At 43.5% G+C, this 19,801-nt stretch carries 19 protein-coding genes and 1 pseudogene; 18 read left to right on the top strand and 2 right to left on the bottom strand.

The window, feature by feature from the left end:
• The 15 genes and pseudogenes from AB3329_RS09960 to hisE all read left to right on the top strand — a co-directional run.
• Positions 1–242 (top strand): annotated as a pseudogene (locus tag AB3329_RS09960) (IS110 family transposase); the annotation flags it as partial.
• Positions 243–570: 328 nt separating this feature from the next.
• The gene (locus AB3329_RS09955) at positions 571–1,131 is read left to right on the top strand and encodes an HAD-IA family hydrolase (protein ID WP_368395912.1); all 561 of its coding nucleotides are present in this window, start codon (positions 571–573) and stop codon (positions 1,129–1,131) included.
• Positions 1,132–3,084, top strand: coding sequence for a DNA topoisomerase (ATP-hydrolyzing) subunit B (gyrB, locus tag AB3329_RS09950; protein WP_368395911.1), 1,953 nt, complete (start codon positions 1,132–1,134; stop codon positions 3,082–3,084).
• Between the two features lie 96 nt (positions 3,085–3,180).
• Entirely contained in the window at positions 3,181–4,905 is a 1,725-nt protein-coding gene (gene ezrA / locus AB3329_RS09945) for a septation ring formation regulator EzrA (RefSeq protein WP_368395910.1), read from the top strand.
• 1,041 nt (positions 4,906–5,946) lie between these two features.
• The gene (gene hisC / locus AB3329_RS09940) at positions 5,947–6,993 is read left to right on the top strand and encodes a histidinol-phosphate transaminase (protein ID WP_368395908.1); all 1,047 of its coding nucleotides are present in this window, start codon (positions 5,947–5,949) and stop codon (positions 6,991–6,993) included.
• Entirely contained in the window at positions 6,994–7,968 is a 975-nt protein-coding gene (locus AB3329_RS09935) for an ATP phosphoribosyltransferase regulatory subunit (RefSeq protein ID WP_368395907.1), read from the top strand.
• Positions 7,968–8,615 (top strand): ATP phosphoribosyltransferase, encoded by a 648-nt coding sequence (gene hisG / locus AB3329_RS09930; RefSeq protein WP_368395906.1) that lies wholly within the window; start codon positions 7,968–7,970, stop codon positions 8,613–8,615. Before AB3329_RS09935 ends, hisG begins: the two co-directional genes overlap by 1 nt.
• Complete coding sequence (hisD, locus tag AB3329_RS09925) at positions 8,612–9,895, top strand: histidinol dehydrogenase (RefSeq protein ID WP_368395904.1); 1,284 nt, start codon at positions 8,612–8,614, stop codon at positions 9,893–9,895. The genes hisG and hisD overlap by 4 nt, the downstream gene beginning before the upstream one ends.
• Entirely contained in the window at positions 9,882–10,529 is a 648-nt protein-coding gene (gene serB / locus AB3329_RS09920; RefSeq protein ID WP_368395902.1) for a phosphoserine phosphatase SerB, read from the top strand. Before hisD ends, serB begins: the two co-directional genes overlap by 14 nt.
• Positions 10,526–11,110 carry an imidazoleglycerol-phosphate dehydratase HisB gene (gene hisB, locus AB3329_RS09915; protein WP_368395900.1) on the top strand — a complete coding sequence of 195 codons (585 nt, stop codon included), beginning with the start codon at positions 10,526–10,528 and terminating at the stop codon, positions 11,108–11,110. Before serB ends, hisB begins: the two co-directional genes overlap by 4 nt.
• Positions 11,111–11,213: 103 nt before the next feature.
• Positions 11,214–11,822: an imidazole glycerol phosphate synthase subunit HisH gene (gene hisH, locus AB3329_RS09910; protein WP_368395899.1), complete on the top strand. Its 609-nt coding sequence runs from the start codon at positions 11,214–11,216 to the stop codon at positions 11,820–11,822.
• 299 nt (positions 11,823–12,121) lie between these two features.
• Positions 12,122–12,841: a 1-(5-phosphoribosyl)-5-[(5-phosphoribosylamino)methylideneamino]imidazole-4-carboxamide isomerase gene (hisA, locus tag AB3329_RS09905; RefSeq protein ID WP_368395897.1), complete on the top strand. Its 720-nt coding sequence runs from the start codon at positions 12,122–12,124 to the stop codon at positions 12,839–12,841.
• A gap of 3 nt (positions 12,842–12,844) precedes the next feature.
• The gene (hisF, locus tag AB3329_RS09900; RefSeq protein WP_368395896.1) at positions 12,845–13,603 is read left to right on the top strand and encodes an imidazole glycerol phosphate synthase subunit HisF; all 759 of its coding nucleotides are present in this window, start codon (positions 12,845–12,847) and stop codon (positions 13,601–13,603) included.
• Complete coding sequence (hisI, locus tag AB3329_RS09895) at positions 13,600–13,926, top strand: phosphoribosyl-AMP cyclohydrolase (protein ID WP_368395895.1); 327 nt, start codon at positions 13,600–13,602, stop codon at positions 13,924–13,926. The genes hisF and hisI overlap by 4 nt, the downstream gene beginning before the upstream one ends.
• Positions 13,927–14,394: 468 nt before the next feature.
• On the top strand, positions 14,395–14,709 hold the full coding sequence (hisE, locus tag AB3329_RS09890) for a phosphoribosyl-ATP diphosphatase (protein WP_368395893.1): 315 nt from the start codon (positions 14,395–14,397) through the stop codon (positions 14,707–14,709).
• A 114-nt stretch (positions 14,710–14,823) separates the two neighbouring features.
• On the opposite strand, the gene AB3329_RS09885 is transcribed toward hisE, so the two are convergent.
• Positions 14,824–15,321 (bottom strand): NUDIX hydrolase, encoded by a 498-nt coding sequence (locus tag AB3329_RS09885; protein ID WP_368395892.1) that lies wholly within the window; start codon positions 15,319–15,321, stop codon positions 14,824–14,826.
• 55 nt (positions 15,322–15,376) lie between these two features.
• On the opposite strand from AB3329_RS09885, the gene AB3329_RS09880 reads away from it, so the two are divergent.
• On the top strand, positions 15,377–16,492 hold the full coding sequence (locus AB3329_RS09880) for a glycerate kinase (RefSeq protein WP_368395891.1): 1,116 nt from the start codon (positions 15,377–15,379) through the stop codon (positions 16,490–16,492).
• A gap of 237 nt (positions 16,493–16,729) precedes the next feature.
• Here AB3329_RS09880 and AB3329_RS09875 read toward each other — a convergent pair whose 3' ends face one another.
• Complete coding sequence (locus tag AB3329_RS09875) at positions 16,730–17,191, bottom strand: DUF1694 domain-containing protein (RefSeq protein ID WP_368395889.1); 462 nt, start codon at positions 17,189–17,191, stop codon at positions 16,730–16,732.
• 436 nt (positions 17,192–17,627) lie between these two features.
• On the opposite strand from AB3329_RS09875, the gene AB3329_RS09870 reads away from it, so the two are divergent.
• Both AB3329_RS09870 and eno read left to right on the top strand, forming a co-directional pair.
• Entirely contained in the window at positions 17,628–18,230 is a 603-nt protein-coding gene (locus AB3329_RS09870; protein WP_368395888.1) for a DUF4352 domain-containing protein, read from the top strand.
• Positions 18,231–18,372: 142 nt separating this feature from the next.
• Positions 18,373–19,671, top strand: coding sequence for a surface-displayed alpha-enolase (gene eno / locus AB3329_RS09865; RefSeq protein WP_067061146.1), 1,299 nt, complete (start codon positions 18,373–18,375; stop codon positions 19,669–19,671).
• Positions 19,672–19,801 lie beyond the last annotated feature (130 nt).

The following is a 19,801-nucleotide window of genomic DNA, read 5'->3' as shown; positions in this document are numbered from 1 at the left end:
CTGACCTTGTCAAACGAGGCAATCGCTATCTCCGTTATTACTTAGTTGAAGCCGCCAACTCGGTGAGGCGCTATGATGACGAATACAAAGCCTTTTACAAGAAGAAGTATCAAGAAGTTCCTAAACACCAACACAAACGAGCCATCGTCTTAACCGCTAGAAAATTTGTGCGTCTGGTGGATGCGCTACTACGCAACCGCCAACTCTATACGCCACCAAGGAGGCCTATGCAAGATAGCTAGTATCTGCACATGTCCTTGGTCAAGCTAGTGAAAAATGTCATTTTTCGCTAGGTGTTTTTAGTGCACCCTAGTTTACTGAAAGTTAACTAAAGTTTTGACAACTTTATCTTGACTTTTTACCACTAGACTTTTAGGTATTAGAGTGTGCTTGGCAATTGTTTTTCAGGCACACAAAATGAATGAAGGGTAAACCCTTCCATTATCATTATAATATATATGTAATGAAATTGCCATCTATTTTTTTTTTTTTTGAAAATTAAATGGATGCAAGCTGTTTTATTTTAGGATTAAGATGTAAAAGGTGTAAAAATATGTTATAATAGGGAGTATGGATTATCATGATTATATTTGGGATTTAGGCGGTACGCTGCTGGATAATTATGAACTGTCCGCCCAGGCTTTTGCCGAGACTTTGATAATGTTTGGTAAAAAGGCGGATCATGATGAGATTTATGCAAAGTTAAAAGAATCCACTCAGGCAGCTCTTGCTTATTTTGTCCCCGAAGCAGAAGATTTTCTGACATTTTACCGTGTAAATGAAGCAAAGCGGCTGGAAAACCCTGTTTGTTTTACTGGTGCAAAAGAAGTGCTGCAGAAAGTTGTGGCATCTGGCGGCCGCAACTTTTTGATTTCGCATCGGGATCAGCAGGTCTTGGAAATTTTGGATAAGACGGGGCTTGCTCCTTATTTTACAGAAGTCATCACTTCTGCTAATGGCTTTGCTCGAAAACCGAATCCGCAAAGCCTGCTTTATTTAAAAAATAAGTATCAGATCCATAAGGGACTGGTTATTGGAGATCGTGATATTGACATAGAAGCCGGTCAAAAAGCGGGTTTTGCTACTTTGCTTTTTGACGGTAAAAAATCATTATTGGAGATAGTGACATAAATGACAGAAGAAAAAACGCATTTTGAAGATTTGAGTCAGGAATATGATGCCAGCCAGATTCAGGTCTTAGAAGGTTTAGAGGCAGTCCGGATGCGCCCTGGCATGTATATCGGTTCAACTTCAAAGGAAGGTCTGCATCATCTGGTTTGGGAAATTGTTGACAATTCAATCGATGAAGCATTGGCAGGTTTTGCTACCCATATTGAAGTTTTCATTGAACCGGATAATTCCATTACTGTCGTTGATGATGGCCGCGGGATTCCTGTTGATATTCAGGAAAAGACAGGACGTCCGGCGGTTGAGACTGTTTTTACGGTTCTGCATGCCGGCGGTAAATTCGGCGGTGGCGGTTATAAGGTGTCCGGCGGCCTTCACGGTGTTGGCTCTTCTGTTGTTAACGCGCTGTCAGAGCAGCTCGATGTACGTGTTCATAAAAATGGACAAATTTATTTTCAGGAATACCACCGCGGCCGTGTTGCGGCAGATTTGGCTGTTATCGGACAGACTGACCGGCAGGGAACGACAGTGCATTTTACGCCGGATTCTGAGATTTTTACAGAAACGACGGAATTTGACTTTGAAAAATTGGCCAAACGGATACAGGAGCTGGCCTTTCTCAATCGCGGTTTGAAGATTTCAATTACTGATAAGAGAGACGGTCTGGAGCAAGAGCAGGAGTTCTATTATGAAGGCGGCATTTCAAGCTATGTTGAATTCATTAATGAGAACAAAGAGACGGTCTTTGAGACACCCATCTATACAGAAGGTGAACTAGACGGGATTACTGTCGAGGTGTCAATGCAGTATACCGCTTCGTATCAGGAGACCATCATGAGTTTCGCCAACAATATTCATACTCATGAAGGTGGAACGCATGAACAGGGATTTCGAACGGCACTGACCCGTGTCATTAATGACTATGCTAAGAAGAATAAATTGCTCAAGGAAAATGAAGACAACCTGACCGGCGAAGATGTTCGTGAAGGCTTGACGGCTGTCATATCTGTTAAGCATCCCAATCCACAGTTTGAAGGTCAGACCAAGACCAAACTCGGCAATTCCGAAGTGGTCAAGATAACCAACAGACTTTTTAGTGAAGCCTTCAGTCGTTTCTTACTGGAAAACCCGCAGACAGCCAAAAAGATTGTTGAAAAAGGGATTCTGGCCTCTAAGGCACGGATTGCTGCTAAGCGTGCCCGTGAGGTGACGCGCAGAAAATCGGGCTTGGAAATTTCCAATCTTCCCGGGAAGCTGGCCGATTGTTCATCCAATGATGCCAGTCAAAATGAATTGTTTATTGTTGAGGGAGATTCAGCCGGCGGTTCAGCCAAATCTGGACGAAACCGTGAGTTTCAGGCTATTCTGCCTATCCGCGGTAAGATTTTAAATGTGGAGAAGGCCAGCATGGATAAAATTCTGGCTAATGAAGAAATTCGCAGCCTGTTTACTGCCATGGGGACAGGTTTTGGAGCTGATTTTGATGTGACAAAAGCCCGTTATCAAAAGCTGGTAATTATGACAGATGCTGATGTGGACGGTGCACATATTCGCACTTTGCTGCTGACACTTATTTACCGTTTCATGCGGCCGGTTTTAGAAGCTGGCTATGTCTACATTGCTCAGCCGCCAATTTACGGTGTCAAGGTCGGCAGTGAGATTAAAGAATATATCCAGCCCGGAAGCGATCAGGAAGAGGAGCTGCAGCAAGCTTTGGAACGTCACAGCTCGGGCCGCTCAAAACCGACTGTTCAGCGATATAAAGGTTTGGGAGAAATGGATGATCATCAGCTCTGGGAAACGACGATGGACCCGAATAACCGTTTGATGGCGCGTGTTTCTGTTGATGATGCAGCAGAAGCAGATAGAATTTTTGATATGCTGATGGGGGACCGTGTGGATCCTCGTCGTGAGTTTATTGAAGAAAATGCGGTCTACAGTACGCTTGATATTTAATCAGAGATTTTTTGAAAAGCGAATAAAAGTATGGTATAATCCTAGCGTTACAGTATATTTTTTCACGAAATAAAAAGACAATTTAAGGAGATTAAGATGTCTAGCGGAATTTTATTGCTGATTATTGCGGCAGTTCTCTTAGTGATTGTTGCTTATCTGATTGGCGTTATTATACGTAGGCGAAATGATTCGCTGATTGAGAAACTGGAAGAAAGAAGGCAAGCTCTGTTTGAGCTGCCTGTTAATGAAGAAATCGAGGCCGTTAAATCCATGCATCTGGTTGGTCAAAGCCAAACCGCTTTTCGTGAGTGGAATCAGAAGTGGGTTGATCTTTCGTTAAACACTTTTTCAGATATTGAAAATCATATTTTTGAAGCAGAAAATTTAAACGATCGTTTTAAATTTATCCGAGGGAAGCAGGCTATTGAAAAAATTGACAGTCAGCTGAGTCTGGCCGAAGAAGATATCGCTTCAATCCGTGAGGCGCTCGGTGTGCTGAAGGAGCAGGAAGAAAAGAACAGTGCCCGTGTGACCCATGCTTTGGACTTATATGAAAGTTTGCAGAGTTCGATTAAGGAAAATGAAGATAATTTCGGGACAACAATGCCTGAAATTGATAAGCAGCTTAAAAATATCGAAAGTGAATTTTCTCAGTTTGTTGATCTGAATTCGACCGGCGACCCTGTTGAAGCTTCAGAAGTCTTGGATAAGGCCGAGGAGCATACAATTGCGCTGGGACAAATCTCAGAGCAGATACCAGCTGTGGTTGCCAAGCTCGAAGATGATTTTCCGGATCAGCTGGACGATTTGGAATCAGGTTATCGGCGGCTGTTGGAAGAACGTTATTACTTTCCTGAAAAAGATATTGAGCTGCGTTTTCAGGAAATTCGGGAAGCTATCCATGATAACTCTAACCAGCTGATTTCCTTGGATATGGATCGTGCTCGTGAGGAAAATGAGCATATCCAGACTAAAATTGATGATCTTTATGATATTTTTGAGCGTGAAATTGCAGCCCATAAGCTTGTTGTGAAAAATAATAAGGTCATTCCTCGTTATATCAAGCATGCCAAAACCAATAACAGACAACTGGAAAATGAAATTGTTCGCCTCTCGCACAAATATATTTTAAGTGAAAGCAAAGATCTGAATGTTGATGGTTTGAGAGGGCAGATAGCAGAAGTTGAGGAGTCTGTCCTGCCGCTTATCCAACAGTTTGCTGATAATGAAGCGCCTTTCTCTGAACTGCAGCAAAAGTATGAAAAGACATTAGCAACCTTGGCTGAGGTCGAAAACAGTCAGATGGAAGTTTATGGTGAAATTAAAGATATTGAAATGATTGAGGAGACAGCCCGTAAGCAGCTCGACAAACATATCAATAAACTGCATATGATCAAGCGCTTTATGGAAAAAAGAAATCTCCCGGGCATTCCGCAGGATTTTTTGTCTCAGTTTTTTACAACTAGTTCGCAGCTAGAAGCTTTGATGGATGAGCTGAGCAGAGGCCGTATTAATATTGATGCTGTTTCCCGTCTGACGGAAGTATCGGCTGGGGCCTTATCCAATTTGGAAGAAACCACTTACCAGGTTGTGGAGGATGCGACCTTGACAGAGCAGCTCCTACAGTATGCTAACCGCTACCGTAGCTTTGAGCCAGGTGTCCAAACCAGCTTTGATACTGCTTTGCAGTTGTTTGAGGCCGATTATGATTACGCGGCTTCTTTTGACGAAATATCCTATGCTCTTGAGTTAGTTGAACCAGGAGTGACTGAGCGTTTTGTCTCTTCTTATGAGAAAACTCGGGAAACGATTCGTTTTTAATTTCAGTATCGAAAGTATTTAATCAATCCGTTAGATATCATAAAAAAGCGGGAGAGACAGTCATATCTGTCTCTCCCGCTTTTTTACTAGTTACTGGGATAGGAAGCCGTTTTCGGCTCAGTCTGTCTTATGCTGAGAAAGGCTTTTATTTTTAGCTTGCTATTTTCAGAATTTTCTTGTAGAATAATAATTGTAAAACTAAAGCGATGAGAGAAAATGATCTGAAATATCAAAACCAGAGAGTGTTCTGTAATGCTGAGAGGGGCACACAAACCTCAGATCTCACATTCTTGAGTGCGTATGCGAAAGCTGTTTTTGCTGATAAGTAGTGTACGACGGCAGGTTCACGTTACGAATCAGAAGTCATGTACTTCATGAGAGCAGTTCAGGCGACTGGCTGCTGAATTAAGGTGGAACCACGTATGTTACGTCCTTGCAAATGCTTTGCGAGGGCTTTTTTGTTATCAGATATAAGGCAATGCTATTTATACAGATTAATAGGGCCTAAGAGCTGTGGAGCACGATATGACAGCCCGGAACTTGGAAATGAGACAGTAAAGGAGCCTTTTAAACTGAGTTTTTGTCTCGCTTCCTAGTCATCTTGGCAGAGGTGCGCAGACGAAATCGAAGATTTCTGGCTTACCGTCAGCCGTAGCCGTCTGAAGGCTTTGCAGTCTTTATAGCCTGCCGCACCCTTCTAGTCGTCTTGGCAGAGGTGCGCAGACGAAATCGAAGATTTCTGGCTTACCGTCATTTTTGCTTTGTTCTTTTAACGGGCTTTGTATCTTGTTGGAATTGAACATGGGCTAAGCTCTGTGCAAAAAAGATAGCCCTCCCTAGAGTCTCTGGCGACTCGGCGGTCAGTCTCCTATTTTTGCTGTGAGCTTTAAACGCCCTTTGTATCTTGTTGGAATTGAACACGCCCTAAGAGCTGTGCAAAAAAGATAAAATTTCCTAGAGTCTTAATGACTCTTCGTCAATTTTCCTATTTTTGCTTTGCTCTTTTAACGGGCTTTGTATCTTGTTGTGAGGAGGGATGATATGATTAAGGGGTTGCGGCATATTACTCCTTATACACCGGGCAGTCAGCCGGCGGGAACTGATATGATTAAACTGAATACCAATGAAAATGCTTATGCGCCCAGTCCGGAAGTGCAAAGAGCACTTCAGACTTTTGCCAGCGGCAGTTTGCGCCGCTATTCCAGTTTAGATCAGGATGGTTTGCGTCAGGTTTTGGCAGATCATTTAGCTGTTGCAGCTGACCAAATTATTGTCGGCAATGGTTCAGACGATGTTTTGTCAATGGCTTTTTTAGCCTTCTTTAATACGAAGCAGCCTGTTCTTTTTCCCGATTTGACTTACGGCTTTTATAAGGTGTGGGCGGATTTATATCATATTAATTATCAAGAAATCCCTTTGGCAGATGATTTCAGCCTTAGAGAGCAGGACTATATGGGCGATAATGGCGGTATAGTCCTTGCTAATCCTAATGCGCCGACAGGACTGAGTAAATCTCTACAGGAAATCGAAAAAATTGTTAGGGCCAATCAGGATACAGTCGTTGTAATTGATGAAGCTTATATTAATTTTGGCGGTGAATCAGCCTTACCTTTGCTGAATAAATATGACAATGTTTTTATTATACGTACTTTTTCAAAGGATGCTTCATTGGCGGGTCTGCGTGTCGGATACGGAGTCGGAAATCCCGAACTGATAGGAGTAATCAAGGCGGTTAAAAATGCTCTTAATCCTTATAATGTTGATAGTATTGCTGAATGTTTAGCAACTGCCGCAGTGAAATCGTGGGATTATTACAAACAAACCAATCAAAAAATTGTTGCAACGAGAGAATGGTTTGCTGCTGAGTTAAAGCGTTTTGGCTTTAGAGTTTTGGAGTCAAAGACAAATTTTATATTGACAGAACCTTCCGGTGTGACAGCTGGTGATTTATTGACTTACTTACAGTCCCGGAATATCTATGTCCGCTATTTTCCAAATGTGGAACGACTTAAAAATTTCCTGCGGATTTCAATCGGAACGCCAGCAGAAATGGAAAAAGTGGTTCAGGCAATTGAGGAGTTTCTTTAGATGAAAAAAACAAGTTTACCAATTGGTATGCACGATAAGCTGTTCAAACGGGCCAAGCTTATGTACAAAATTGAACATGATATCAGCAGCTTGCTGATGGGAAAAGGGTTTAACCGTATTGAGACACCGACCCTGGAACATTTTGAAGTTTTTTCAGATGACCTTCAGGCTAATCACTACTATTTTTTTGATAAAACAGGTGAACTGCTGGCTCTCCGTCCGGATATTACCAGCCAAATCGGGCGGGTTATTGCCTCCACACAGGTCGAAACGCCGATTAAGTTTTCTTATTCAGGTAAAGTTTTTAATTACAATGAAGAGCTGAGAGGACTTACAAACGAGCATACGCAGGCAGGAATCGAAATCGTCGGCTATCCTGCACAAGAAGCCCTAGCTGAGGCTGTTCTTTCTGCCAAGGAAGCGCTGGATACTGCTCAAGTTTCTTCCTACCAGTTTGAATTTTCCCATGCAGCGGTTCTGCAGACTGTGTTTGCTGATTTGAATCTTGAGGAAGAAATCAAGCAAGGTCTGCAGGATGCCATAAGAAATAAAAATATTACGGCTCTGAATGCCTTTACTCAAAGGTATCCCAGTGACTTCAGCGCTTTGCTGACGCAGCTCCCTTTTTTATTTGGCGAAGGTAGGGCTGTGCTCAATCAAGCCCGTCAGCTGGTTGTTCATCCGAATATTTTAGGAGCTTTAGAAGATTTAGAAAAGCTGATGAACCGGCTGGCTGTGTTTTTCCCAGCAATTCATATTGATTTGGCGCAGATTCCGGCAATGCCTTATTATACAGGTGTTATGTTTAAAGTTTTCGGAGATAATGTTCCAGATGCTTTTGTCTCAGGTGGACGTTATGATAAACTTTTTGAGCGGTTCGGTGCTAAAGAGCTGACTGCAGTCGGCTGGAGTGTCGATATTGATTCCATCTATCAAGCAGTGCATGACAGCAGCAAAAATGAAAGGGGCGACTGATGGAAGAGCAGATTACGATAGCTTTAACCAAGGGGCGTATTGAGAAAGATACCATAAAACTGCTGGAAAAGGCTGGGTTTGATATGTCTTTTATGGCTGATAAGGGCAGGAATTTAATTTTTGAAAGTCTGGATAGGCAGTTTCGTTTTCTGCTTGTTAAGGCACCGGATGTGACAACTTATGTCCGTCATGGTGTCGCTGATGTCGGTGTTGTCGGGAAAGATGTTTTATTTGAGCACCCGTCTGGTTATCTGGAAATGCTTGATCTTAATTTTGGGCTGTGTAAATTTTCAGTTGCTTCAACACAGGACTATCAGCCCCACGACCACAAACGCAAACGAATTGCCACCAAATATCCTGCTGTAGCCAGAAGACACTTCAACAAAAAAGGAGAAGATGTTGAAATCATCTCTATACAGGGCAGTGTTGAAATTGCTCCGCTTATAGGTCTGGCAGATGCTATTGTAGATATTGTGGAGACCGGTAATACATTAGTAGCAAACGGACTTCAGGTTTACGAAGATATTTGCCGGATTTCTGCTCGGATGATTGTCAATGAAGCTGCTTTAAAAAATAAGGCACAGCTGCTGCCTTTTATAAAAAAAATAGAAACGATTGTAGGTAAGGAGGAGGTCCCTTTTCAATGAAAAGATTGACTGGAACGAATGCAGAGATTGCTGAGCTGCTTTATCAGGAGCAGCTGGAGCTGGCTAAACAAAATGAAGATACTGAGGCTGCTGTCCGGCAAATTCTTGCTGCAGTGAAAGAGGGAGGCGATCAAGCCCTGCGCGATTACTCTGCCGCATTTGATAAAATAGCCGTACAGAGGCTTGAAGTAGAAGAAGAGCTGATTGATGCAGCTTTTGCTGAAATCGATCAAGATGTGCTGACAGCTCTGGAGCATGCCAAGGAAAATATTATCACCTATCATCGGCTGCAGCTGGAAACCGGCTTTGAAGACCAGCCAGAACAAGGGGTGCTCCGCGGTCAGCTTGTCCGGCCGATTGAGCGTGTTGGTGTTTATGTTCCAGGAGGTACGGCTGCCTATCCTTCATCAGTTCTGATGAATGTCCTTCCTGCTAAGATTGCTGGTGTAAAAGAGATTATCATGATTACACCGCCTCAAAAGCACTTTGCACCAGCTATTTTGGTTGCTGCCAGATTATCAGGAGTTGATAAGATTTATCAGGTTGGAGGGGCACAAGGGATAGCTGCCTTGGCCTATGGGACCGAAACGATTCCTCGTGTGGATAAAATCACAGGGCCGGGCAATATCTATGTTGCCACTGCTAAGAAACAGGTATATGGTCTTGTTGGTATTGATATGATTGCCGGCCCATCAGAAATAGGGATTATTGCTGATCGTTCAGCCAACCCAAACTATTTGGCTGCTGATTTGCTGTCTCAGGCAGAACACGATGTGCGTGCGCGCGTTATTTTGGTAACAGTTTCTGAGAGCTTGGCTGATGCGGTTGAAGAGGAGATTGAGCGTCAGCTGCAAAAATTACCGCGTCAGGACATTGCCCGTCAGGCGGTGGAAAATAACGGACGGATTATCATTGCCCAAGATACTGCCGGTATGTTTGACTTAATGAATCAAGTGGCTCCCGAGCATTTGGAAATTGCCATGGACGACGCTTATACTTATTTGGAACAAATCAACAATGCCGGTTCTGTTTTTCTGGGACATTATACCAGCGAGCCGATTGGGGATTATTATGCCGGTACCAACCATGTCCTGCCGACAACTGCTACCAGCCGCTTTTCCTCAGCGCTAGGGGTACACGATTTCGTTAAACGTATTCAGTATACCCAGTATTCAAAAGAGGCGCTTAGGGCAGCCGAAAAGGATATCACCAAACTGGCCTATGCAGAAGGACTGCAGGCGCATGCAAAAGCAATTGAGGTGCGAAATGACAAAGGTTAAAGGGCTGCTGGTTATGGACGTTGATTCAACCCTTATTCAGGAAGAGGGTATTGATTTACTGGGGCAAGCGGCCGGACTAGGGGAAAAGATAGCCGCTATTACTGAACGGGCTATGCAGGGAGAACTTGATTTTAAGCAGGCGTTGGCTGAACGTGTGGCCCTGCTCAAAGGGCAGCCGGAAAGTCTGTTAACTGAGATACTGCCCAGACTGCATTTCACCCCCGGCGCAGAAGCACTGATAGCAGAACTGCATAAGCGAGCTTATAAAGTCGGCCTGGTGTCCGGCGGTTTCCATGAAACGGTTGATTTATTAGCTCAGCGTGCAGGAGTCGATTATGTCACGGCTAACCGTTTAGAAATAAAGGATGGTTTTTTGACAGGCCGACTGCTGGGAGAAATTGTAACTAAGGATATTAAGGCTGCTAAGCTCCGCTGCTGGGCTGCTGAAAATAAGTTAACGCTCAGCCAAACAGTTGCCGTTGGTGATGGGGCTAATGATTTGCTGATGCTGAAAACTGCCGGCATCGGTATTGCTTTTTGTGCTAAACCGATTGTACGCGAGCAGGCTGCTTACCGCATTGACGACGCCGATTTATATAAAGTGATTGATATTTTAGACGAGGTAAATCTATGAGACAGACTGAGATTGAGCGCCAAACTGCTGAAACGAAAATTAAGCTGCGGCTGAACCTTGATGAACAAACTCCTGTTGATATTGATACGGGTGTAGGTTTTTTTGACCATATGCTGACCCTTTTTGCCCGCCATGGCCGACTTTCTTTGACTGTAAAGGCAGAAGGCGATCTTTGGGTGGACAGCCACCATACTGTTGAAGATGTGGGCATTGTGCTTGGCCAGGCCCTTCGCGAGGTTCTTGGTGATAAGGCGGGAATCAACCGCTACGGGACGAGCTTTGTTCCAATGGATGAAACCTTGGGGATGGCCAGCCTTGATTTATCGGGCCGAAGCTATCTTGTTTTTGAGGCTGACTTTACTAATCCTAAACTGGGGAATTTTGACACTGAATTGGTTGAAGAATTTTTTCAAGCCTTGGCCTTTAACAGTCAGATGAATCTGCATTTGCAGATTTTACATGGAAAAAACAATCATCATAAAGCTGAAAGTCTGTTTAAAGCGACAGGCCGTGCTTTGCGTGAGGCGGTCAGCTATAATGCAGACATTCACGGTATTAACTCAACGAAGGGAATGCTTTAGTAAAAAGGAAGGGCATCTGGTACTGTCGAATGAAATGATGCTGCTGGGTTAATCAAGCGGATTTTTTAGCTTGTTCGAGTCTTATAAATGTTTGGTAAATGAAATGATTATTGTAATTGATTATGGTGCGGGGAACACTGCAAATGTTTTGCGAGCTTTGGAGAAGCTCCAGGTTAAAGCTGAATTATCAGGTGATAAGGACAAAATTCTAGCTGCTGATGGGCTGATTTTGCCGGGAGTCGGTGCTTTTCCGGCTGCAATGGCAGAGCTTGAACGGCGCGACCTGATTCTTGCTATTAAAAAGGCGGTATCTGAGGGGACCCCTCTTTTAGGGATTTGTTTAGGAATGCAGCTTTTGGCTGAGAAAAGTTTAGAGCACAGTGAGACAAAGGGACTAGGTTTTATTCCCGGAGTCTGCCGTAAAATTCCGCCTGAGAAAGGTTTGCCTGTTCCGCATATGGGCTGGAATGACCTTATTCTTAAACAGGCAACACCTCTGACTGCTGGTCTGCCTAATCAATCCGTTTACTTTGTTCACAGCTACTTTACAGATGTACCAGCAGCTTATATTGATATGACAGCAGCTTATTCGGTCGAAATTCCGGCGATGATTCATAAGAATAATGTCTACGGAGCGCAATTTCATCCAGAAAAATCCGGTGCAGTCGGACTGAAGCTGCTTGAAAAGTTTGTCAGTCTGTGTAAAAGATAAAAGCTGAGCCAAAGCTAGATAAAAATAGAAGATGCAGTCTAAATGTCAGTCCGGCTCCCCTCTTTTTGCTGTATGGGGGATAAGAAAACTTTTTGTTTCAGCTGTAAAATAAATAATGATTTTAAAGAAAGGGAAAGGTTCGCTGATTAGTCTTTTGATGCGGATCTGTGCTCAAAATCTGATGATGGAAAGGTTCATGGCTGCCCTCAGCAATGTCGGCTGTGTCTGAACAGTGCTGCAGACTTTTTTAAGCTGATTTTCTGTCTTCATCAGATAGGTGAGCACTTGGTATTTTAAGCATGTATATTCTTCCGGCGATTGATATAAAAGAAGGACAGGCAGTCCGGCTTTTTAAAGGTGATTTTAAGAAAAAAACAGTTGTTAATCCGGATGTGCTTGGGCAGGCACGTATTTTTGCTGATGCTGGTATGTCTTTTATCCATGTTGTTGATTTGGACGGAGCCTTGTCCGGTCAGGCAACTAACCGTGATTTGATTGCCGCCTTAAAGGCTGCCACAGGTCTTGGCATCGAAGTCGGCGGTGGCATTCGAACAATCCAGCAAATTAGAGATTATCTTAATGTCGGCATTGATCGTGTCATTATTGGATCAATGGCTGTTAAAAACCCTGAGTTTGTAAAAACTGCCCTCGATAAATTCGGTACCGACAAGATTGTTGTAGGAATTGATGCTAAGCAAGGGCTGGTAGCAACAGAAGGCTGGCTGAAAACCAGTACAGTTGACTACCTTAGTTTGGCTAAGGAAATGGAAAAGGTGGGTGTCCGGCTTTTTGTCTACACAGATGTTGAGCGTGACGGCACATTGACCGGTCCTAATTTTGATCACTACAAAAGACTGATCTCAGAACTTACAAAAGCTCAAGTAATAGCTTCAGGGGGAATTGCCGGACTGGACGATTTAATTCAACTGCAAGAAATAGGAGCAGCCGGTGCTATCGTTGGCAAAGCCTACTATAGCGGTAATATCAGTTTAGAAGAATTAAAAACATTTGGAGGCTAGCTAATGCTAAAGAAACGGATTATTCCTTGTTTAGATGTTAAAAACGGGCGTGTGGTTAAGGGAATTAATTTTGTCAATCTGACTGATGTTGGTGATCCTGTTGATGCAGCGCGTGCTTACTATGAGGCAGGCTGTGATGAGCTAGTCTTTTTGGATATTACAGCTACCCATGAGGGGCGAAAAACCACTCTTGATATGGTCAGACGGGTAGCAGAACAGGTTTTTATTCCTTTTACGGTTGGCGGCGGCATTGCCTCAGCGACTGATATGAATCAGATGCTTAAAGCCGGTGCTGATAAAGTCGCTGTTAATTCTGCTGCCTTAGCTGACCCGTCTTTAATTAAAGAATGCTCTGAAAAATTTGGCAGTCAATGCGTTGTTTTAGCCGTCGATGCGAAAAAACAGCCTGACGGGACATGGCATGTTTATGTCGCAGGAGGACGTAAGGATACAGGGAAAGACTTGCTTAAGTGGGTTAAAGAAGCTGTGGGGCTGGGTGCCGGAGAGATCCTTTTGACCAGTATGGATAAAGATGGGACCAAATCTGGCTTTGACCTTGATATGCTTAAGGCTGTTGGAGAGGTTGTTGACGTACCAATTATAGCCTCAGGTGGTGCCGGTAATATTGCCCATATACTGGAAGTCTTTCAAGAAACGACAGCGACAGGCGCCTTAGCGGCCTCTATCTTTCATTATGGAGAGGTCACGATCGCAGAAACAAAAAAAGCTATGGCTGCCAAGGGAATTGAGGTACGGCTATGACAGATTTTAAGCTTGATTTTGCCAAGCAGGATGGGCTTATTCCGGTGATTGTAACAGATTATCAAACGAATCAAGTCCTTATGCTGGCTTATATGAACGAAGAAAGTTATCAGCTGACTCTTGAAACTAAAGAGATGCATTATTGGAGCCGATCACGTCAGGAAATTTGGCATAAAGGAGAAACCAGCGGACATTATCAGTACGTTAAATCCATCAAAACAGACTGCGATCAGGACACATTGCTGATTGCCGTTAAACAGAAAGGTGCTGCCTGCCACACTGGTGCCTATTCCTGTTTTTTCAAAGACATTTATCCTAACTGATGAAACTATATTTTGATGAACTGAACACGCCCTAAGAGCTGTGCAGTGAAATCATCCAGTGGATGATTTCAGCCCGAACCCAGAAAAGGGAGAGTGAGGGGGTTGGAAATCTGTATCGTTACCTAGTTGCCGTCAGCCGTAAACGACTGAAAGCTTTGTCGCCTTAACAGTCGACCGCACCGTTCTAGTCGTTCTGGCAGGGGTGCGTCTACGAAATCAAAGATTTCGGACTTACCGCCATTTTCATACGGATTTTTTAACGGGCTCTGTATCTTGTTGGAACTGAACACGGGCTAGGGCTAAACGCTGCGGGAAAAAGAGACGCAGTCGTAGGAAGCATAAGCTGACATACGAAAGTGGCTGCTCTGTGAGTATAGCCTAACCTCGAATCTTTCTGGATTCATCGGTCAGTCTCCTATTTTCCTTTTGCGTTCTTAACGCCCTTTGTATCTTGTTGGAGGAGGGGTTATGCTTGAAACACTCTACAAAGAAGTTTTGAATCGTAAGGAAGAGCCAAAGGAAGGCTCCTATAGCAATTATCTTTTTGATAAGGGATTGGATAAGATTCTAAAAAAAGTTGGTGAAGAAGCTGCTGAGGTCATTATTGCTGCTAAAAATGCCGATAAGGATGAGATTGCTAATGAAACGGCGGATCTTCTTTATCATCTGGCTGTCATGCTGGCGGAAACTGGTGTGACCCCGCAGGATGTTGAAAAAGTTCTGCAAGGGCGTCAAGGCAAGAAAAGCCGTGTGCATGACCGAAAAACTATTACTGACTATTAAATCTTATCTAATTTATCGCCTTAATTGTGTCCGTTCTTGCTAAGTCAAAATAAAAACCGCTAAGAAGCGGTTTTTATGCATCTCTTACAGTTATTAGGACAGAAAATTATTTTTCTAAATTTCTCCTCTTTGTACTTTGCGGATAGTTTCCAGCTGTCTGGGCAGGATAGGGTGAGCGGCAATAAAGGAATCTAAGTCTTCTAAGGGCAACCAGATAAAGTTTACTGTTTCGTCAGTCTGCAGCACAATACTCTTTTTGTCCCAGGTGGTCTGTAAATAATAACGATCAATCAGTGAAGCAGCATCAGATAAGACCTTTCGCTCCAAAAATCGCGGTTTAGCAGACTGAATGCCTGTTTCTTCTGCCAGTTCACGGATAATAGCGTCTTCGGATGTCTCACCCTGAAGGACAGAGCCGCCGGCAGTTGCCTCAAAATAACCGGCATATTGCCCTTTGGAAAAACTTCTCTGCATAAAAAGAATATCGCCATCACTGTGCTGAACCAAAACTTCGGCTACTAAGTGGAACAGCCCTTTGGGAATCCCGTGTCCTCTGGTTAATGTTATCGATGTTTTTTGTCCGTTTTCCAGATAAGCATCCCATTTTTCCATGCGTCTGGCCTCCTTTTAGGTTATAATAAAATTATAACACAAGGAGGATTTTGCTATGCATGTTCTTATTGCTCCTGATTCATTTAAAGAGAGCCTGACAGCCCTTGAAGTTGCTAAAAATCTTCAAATTGGTTTCAGCCGTTCCATGCCGGAAGCTAGCTTTGATTTGCTGCCGATAGGCGATGGTGGAGAAGGCACCTTAACAGCTCTTTGTGATGGTCTGCAGCTTCAAAAACAGACCGTTCAGGTGACGGGAGCACTGGGCCGGACAGTCTTAGCTCCTTATGCAGCAAATGATGATTTGGCTGTTTTTGAGATGGCAGCTATCTGCGGGATAGAACTCGTCCCTCCTGCTCAGCGTCAGCCCTTGACTTTAACGACCAAAGGTGTTGGCGACATGCTGCTCTACTTGGCTCAAACAGGTGTCAAAGAAATTATGGTAGGGGTCGGCGGCAGTGCAACTAATGACGGTGGTATCGGTATGGCCTTAGGCCTTGGCTTTAAGTTTTTAGATGCTCATGGTCAGGAGCTGCCAGCTACCGGTGCTCATTTGGGGCAGGTCAAAACTGTTGTTCCGCCTCCTAACTCACCGCTTAAAAACCTTAAACTCACTATTATGACAGATGTGATTAATCCTTTATGCGGCCAACAAGGGGCGACTTATGTTTTTGGTCCCCAAAAAGGGCTGCCGCTAGCAGACCTTGCTGAGATTGATCAGGCAATGCATACTTTTTACCAGCTGGTCGATCCTCACTTGATTGACTTAGCAGGCAGCGGAGCAGGAGGGGGCATGGCGGCTGGTTTAATTGCTTTTGCAGGCGGTCAGATGGCTTCAGGCATTAATACTGTTTTAGACCTTCTTGATTTTGACAATCGTGTTAAAAAGGCTGATTTGGTTATTGTTGGCGAAGGGCGGCTGGATCGGCAGAGTCTGGCAGGTAAGGCACCTATTGGACTAGCCAGACGGACACCGGCTGGGCTGCCAGTTTTGGCCATTTGTGGCAGTCTTTCCGATGATTTGCCAGACTTCCCTTTTGAAAATATTCAGGCCGCTTTTCCCATTATTTCGGCAGTGGGCTCTCTGGAAGAGATACTGGCAGCGGCGGATAAAAATTTGATACGAACGGCTCAGAATATCGGCAATCTTCTAAAATTACAGCAAAAAGTATGACAGCCAGTACTGCCGAAAAAGCCAAAAAAAGCCCGACACTATGGGTCAAAAGAAGAGAATTGAGGCAGTGCTAATTAATCTTGGGTGAGATTAGAAAAGATGGGAAAACCTTAGCTAGATTTTAGTCAGCCCAATTATTGATTTTATAAGCTATTAAAAAACCAGCCGATTGCTTTAACCGGCTGGTTTTATGCTTTATATGATGCCAGATAAGGATCCGAACTAAAAGTCTGCTTTTCAGTTTTCTTTGCGGAAAAGCCTTTGCCAAAAGGATTTTTGGCCTGTTTTTTCTGCCTGTCTTCTTTCTTCAAAAAATTGAGGATAAAGCTCTTTAATATCAGTATGAGAGGCGTTTTCTGCCTTGTCAGTATGCATGATAAGGCCAAAGGGAGACTGGCTGCCTTCTTCATTAATGATAGTAGCAGTTAGTCCGGCAGCCTGAGCTTTTTTCATATAGGCCATCTGGACAGCTACAGTCAGTTTATCAGAAATTTTTACAGCTACGAGACCGTATCGATCTACCATATCCGACATAATGTTGTCAAAATGAGAGAGAATCGGCTGCTTACCGGCATCTTCAAGCAGGATACTGAGAACTACCCGCTCAGCAAAAGTTCCTAAATAGTTTCGTTGTTCATCTGGTTTAAGCCGCTGCTCACCCTGAGCACTCTGCAGAATTTTTTGTTCCAATTCATCCATAGCTTTCTCCTTATACAGGTTATCTAATAAAATTATACCGCAATTCGTCTGGCTTGGAAATTCCTTTTCTTTTCCAAATAAGTTGAAAAAATTTTTTAAAAGATGCTATAATAAAAAGATAAGAAAGAGAACCTGCCCAAGCTCTTTGCAAAAAAATATGGTTAAGTATAGGGTTGATTTTTAATTAGCCTGCCGTAGCCGTCTGAAGGCTTTGCCGTCTTGACAGCCGCCCGCACCCTGGCAGAGGTGCGTCTGCGAAATCAGAGATTTCGGACTTACCGTCAGCCGTAGCCGTCTGAAGGCTTTGCCGTCTTGACAGCCGCCCGCACCCTTCTAGCCGTCTTGGCAGAGGTGCGTCTGCGAAATCAGGGATTTCGGACTTACCGTCATTTTTGCTGTGAGCTTGAACGGCCTTTGTATCTTAATGGAGGTTTTTATGAATGAAAACGGGAAGCAGGTAAAGAAGTGGCAGATTGTTAGCTGGGTTTCCATTTCTTTAGCTGTCATCTTTTTTCTGCTGACTTTGGTTTTTTCAACCCTTTATCTGCATGAATGGAGTGCAAGAATTCAGGCGGAGAAACGACTTGAAGAAATGCGGGAAAGGCCATCATCTTCCAGTTCTTCCAGCAGCTCCAGTTATGATGATTATGATGATACTTACTATACCTATAGTTTCGGAGATGCCGTTGACTTTAAGGAAGGCTTGCGTATTGCGGTCACAAGTGCGGCAGAAGACAGTTCAGTTAAGATGAATAATGTTTTAGAGGGTGAAAAGAAAGTTGTGGTTTCCTTAACGGTTTCCAATGAAACAAAGCAGGATGTTACTTTTTATCCTGAAGATTTCATTGTCTTCAGCGAGAATAGTTACGCCTTCTTTAATTCAGCAACTTATGATAACGACATTCCGGACAAAATTGCCTCCGGAGAGACGAAGAAAATTGAACTCTATTTTACCTGTGACGAAGGAGAACCGTTTTCTGTCAACTACGGAGATGTTATCTGGAGTGGTTCGCAAACCGGCGGTTCTAATAGTATTTAATCGTCTGATGTTTTGAGGTGACATACCGAGATAGCCTTTAAGAAAGTCGGCGGCATTTTGCAAATGGTTTTTAGTTTGCTTAAAACTAAAGATTGTGGTATCATTAACGTGTAAAAAATAAACTCATAAGGAGAGTATTCTAATGTCAATTATTACTGATGTCTACGCTCGCGAAGTCTTGGACTCACGCGGAAATCCGACAGTTGAAGTGGAAGTGTACACTGAATCAGGTGCTTTTGGACGCGGCATGGTTCCTTCAGGAGCTTCTACTGGAGAACACGAAGCTGTAGAACTTCGTGACGGCGATAAATCCCGTTACCTTGGGAAAGGGACTCAAAAAGCAGTTGATAATGTCAACAATGTTATTGCTGAAGCCATCATCGGTTTTGATGTTCGCGATCAGCAAGCTATCGACCGTGCTATGATCGCTCTTGACGGAACTCCGACAAAAGGGAAACTTGGTGCCAATGCCATTCTTGGTGTGTCCATTGCAGTAGCGCGTGCTGCAGCTGACTACCTTGAAGTACCGCTTTACAGCTATCTTGGCGGCTTCAATACAAAAGTTCTCCCAACTCCAATGATGAATATCATCAACGGCGGTTCTCACTCAGACGCTCCGATTGCTTTCCAAGAATTCATGATTGTTCCTGCCGGTGCGCCTACATTTAAAGAAGCTCTTCGCTGGGGTGCAGAAATTTTCCACAACCTTAAGTCTATCTTAGCAGAACGCGGTCTTGAAACTGCTGTCGGTGATGAAGGTGGTTTTGCTCCTAAGTTTGACGGCACAGAAGATGCTGTAGAAACAATTATTAAAGCGATTGAAACAGCTGGCTATAAACCAGGTGAGGAAGTCTTTATCGGCTTTGATGTAGCTTCATCAGAGTTCTATGCTGACGGCATCTACGACTACACTAAGTTTGAAGGCGAAGGCGGCGCAAAACGGACATCAGCAGAACAAATTGATTATCTGGAAGAATTAGTTAACAAATACCCAATCATTACAATCGAAGATGGTATGGATGAAAATGACTGGGATGGCTGGAAAGCTTTGACAGAACGTCTTGGCGACCGTGTACAGCTGGTAGGTGATGACTTCTTTGTTACAAATACAGACTACCTTGCACGCGGTATTAAAGAAGGTGCTGCTAATTCCATCCTTATCAAGGTTAACCAAATCGGTACTTTGACTGAAACATTTGAAGCTATCGAAATGGCTAAAGAAGCTGGCTATACTGCAGTTGTTTCTCACCGCTCTGGTGAAACTGAAGATTCAACAATTGCTGATATCTCAGTAGCTACTAATGCCGGCCAAATCAAAACCGGTTCACTGTCACGTACAGACCGTATTGCTAAATACAATCAATTACTTCGTATCGAAGATCAGCTTGGTGAAGTGGCTGAATACCGCGGTCTCAAATCATTCTATAATCTTAAAAAATAAGTTTTACTGCTCTTATAAAGCGCTGGTGAAGCTGTAATAATGTGTTTTACATCAAAAGACTGAGAAAGAATATCTTCTTTTTCGGTCTTTTTTATCTTGAAAAATCAGAAAGGGTGTTGCTTTTTTGCTG

The organism is Streptococcus huangxiaojuni, assembly GCF_040930515.1.
In the GTDB taxonomy this organism is placed as follows: domain Bacteria; phylum Bacillota; class Bacilli; order Lactobacillales; family Streptococcaceae; genus Streptococcus; species Streptococcus huangxiaojuni.
This window is presented reverse-complemented; position numbering and strand designations above follow the sequence as displayed.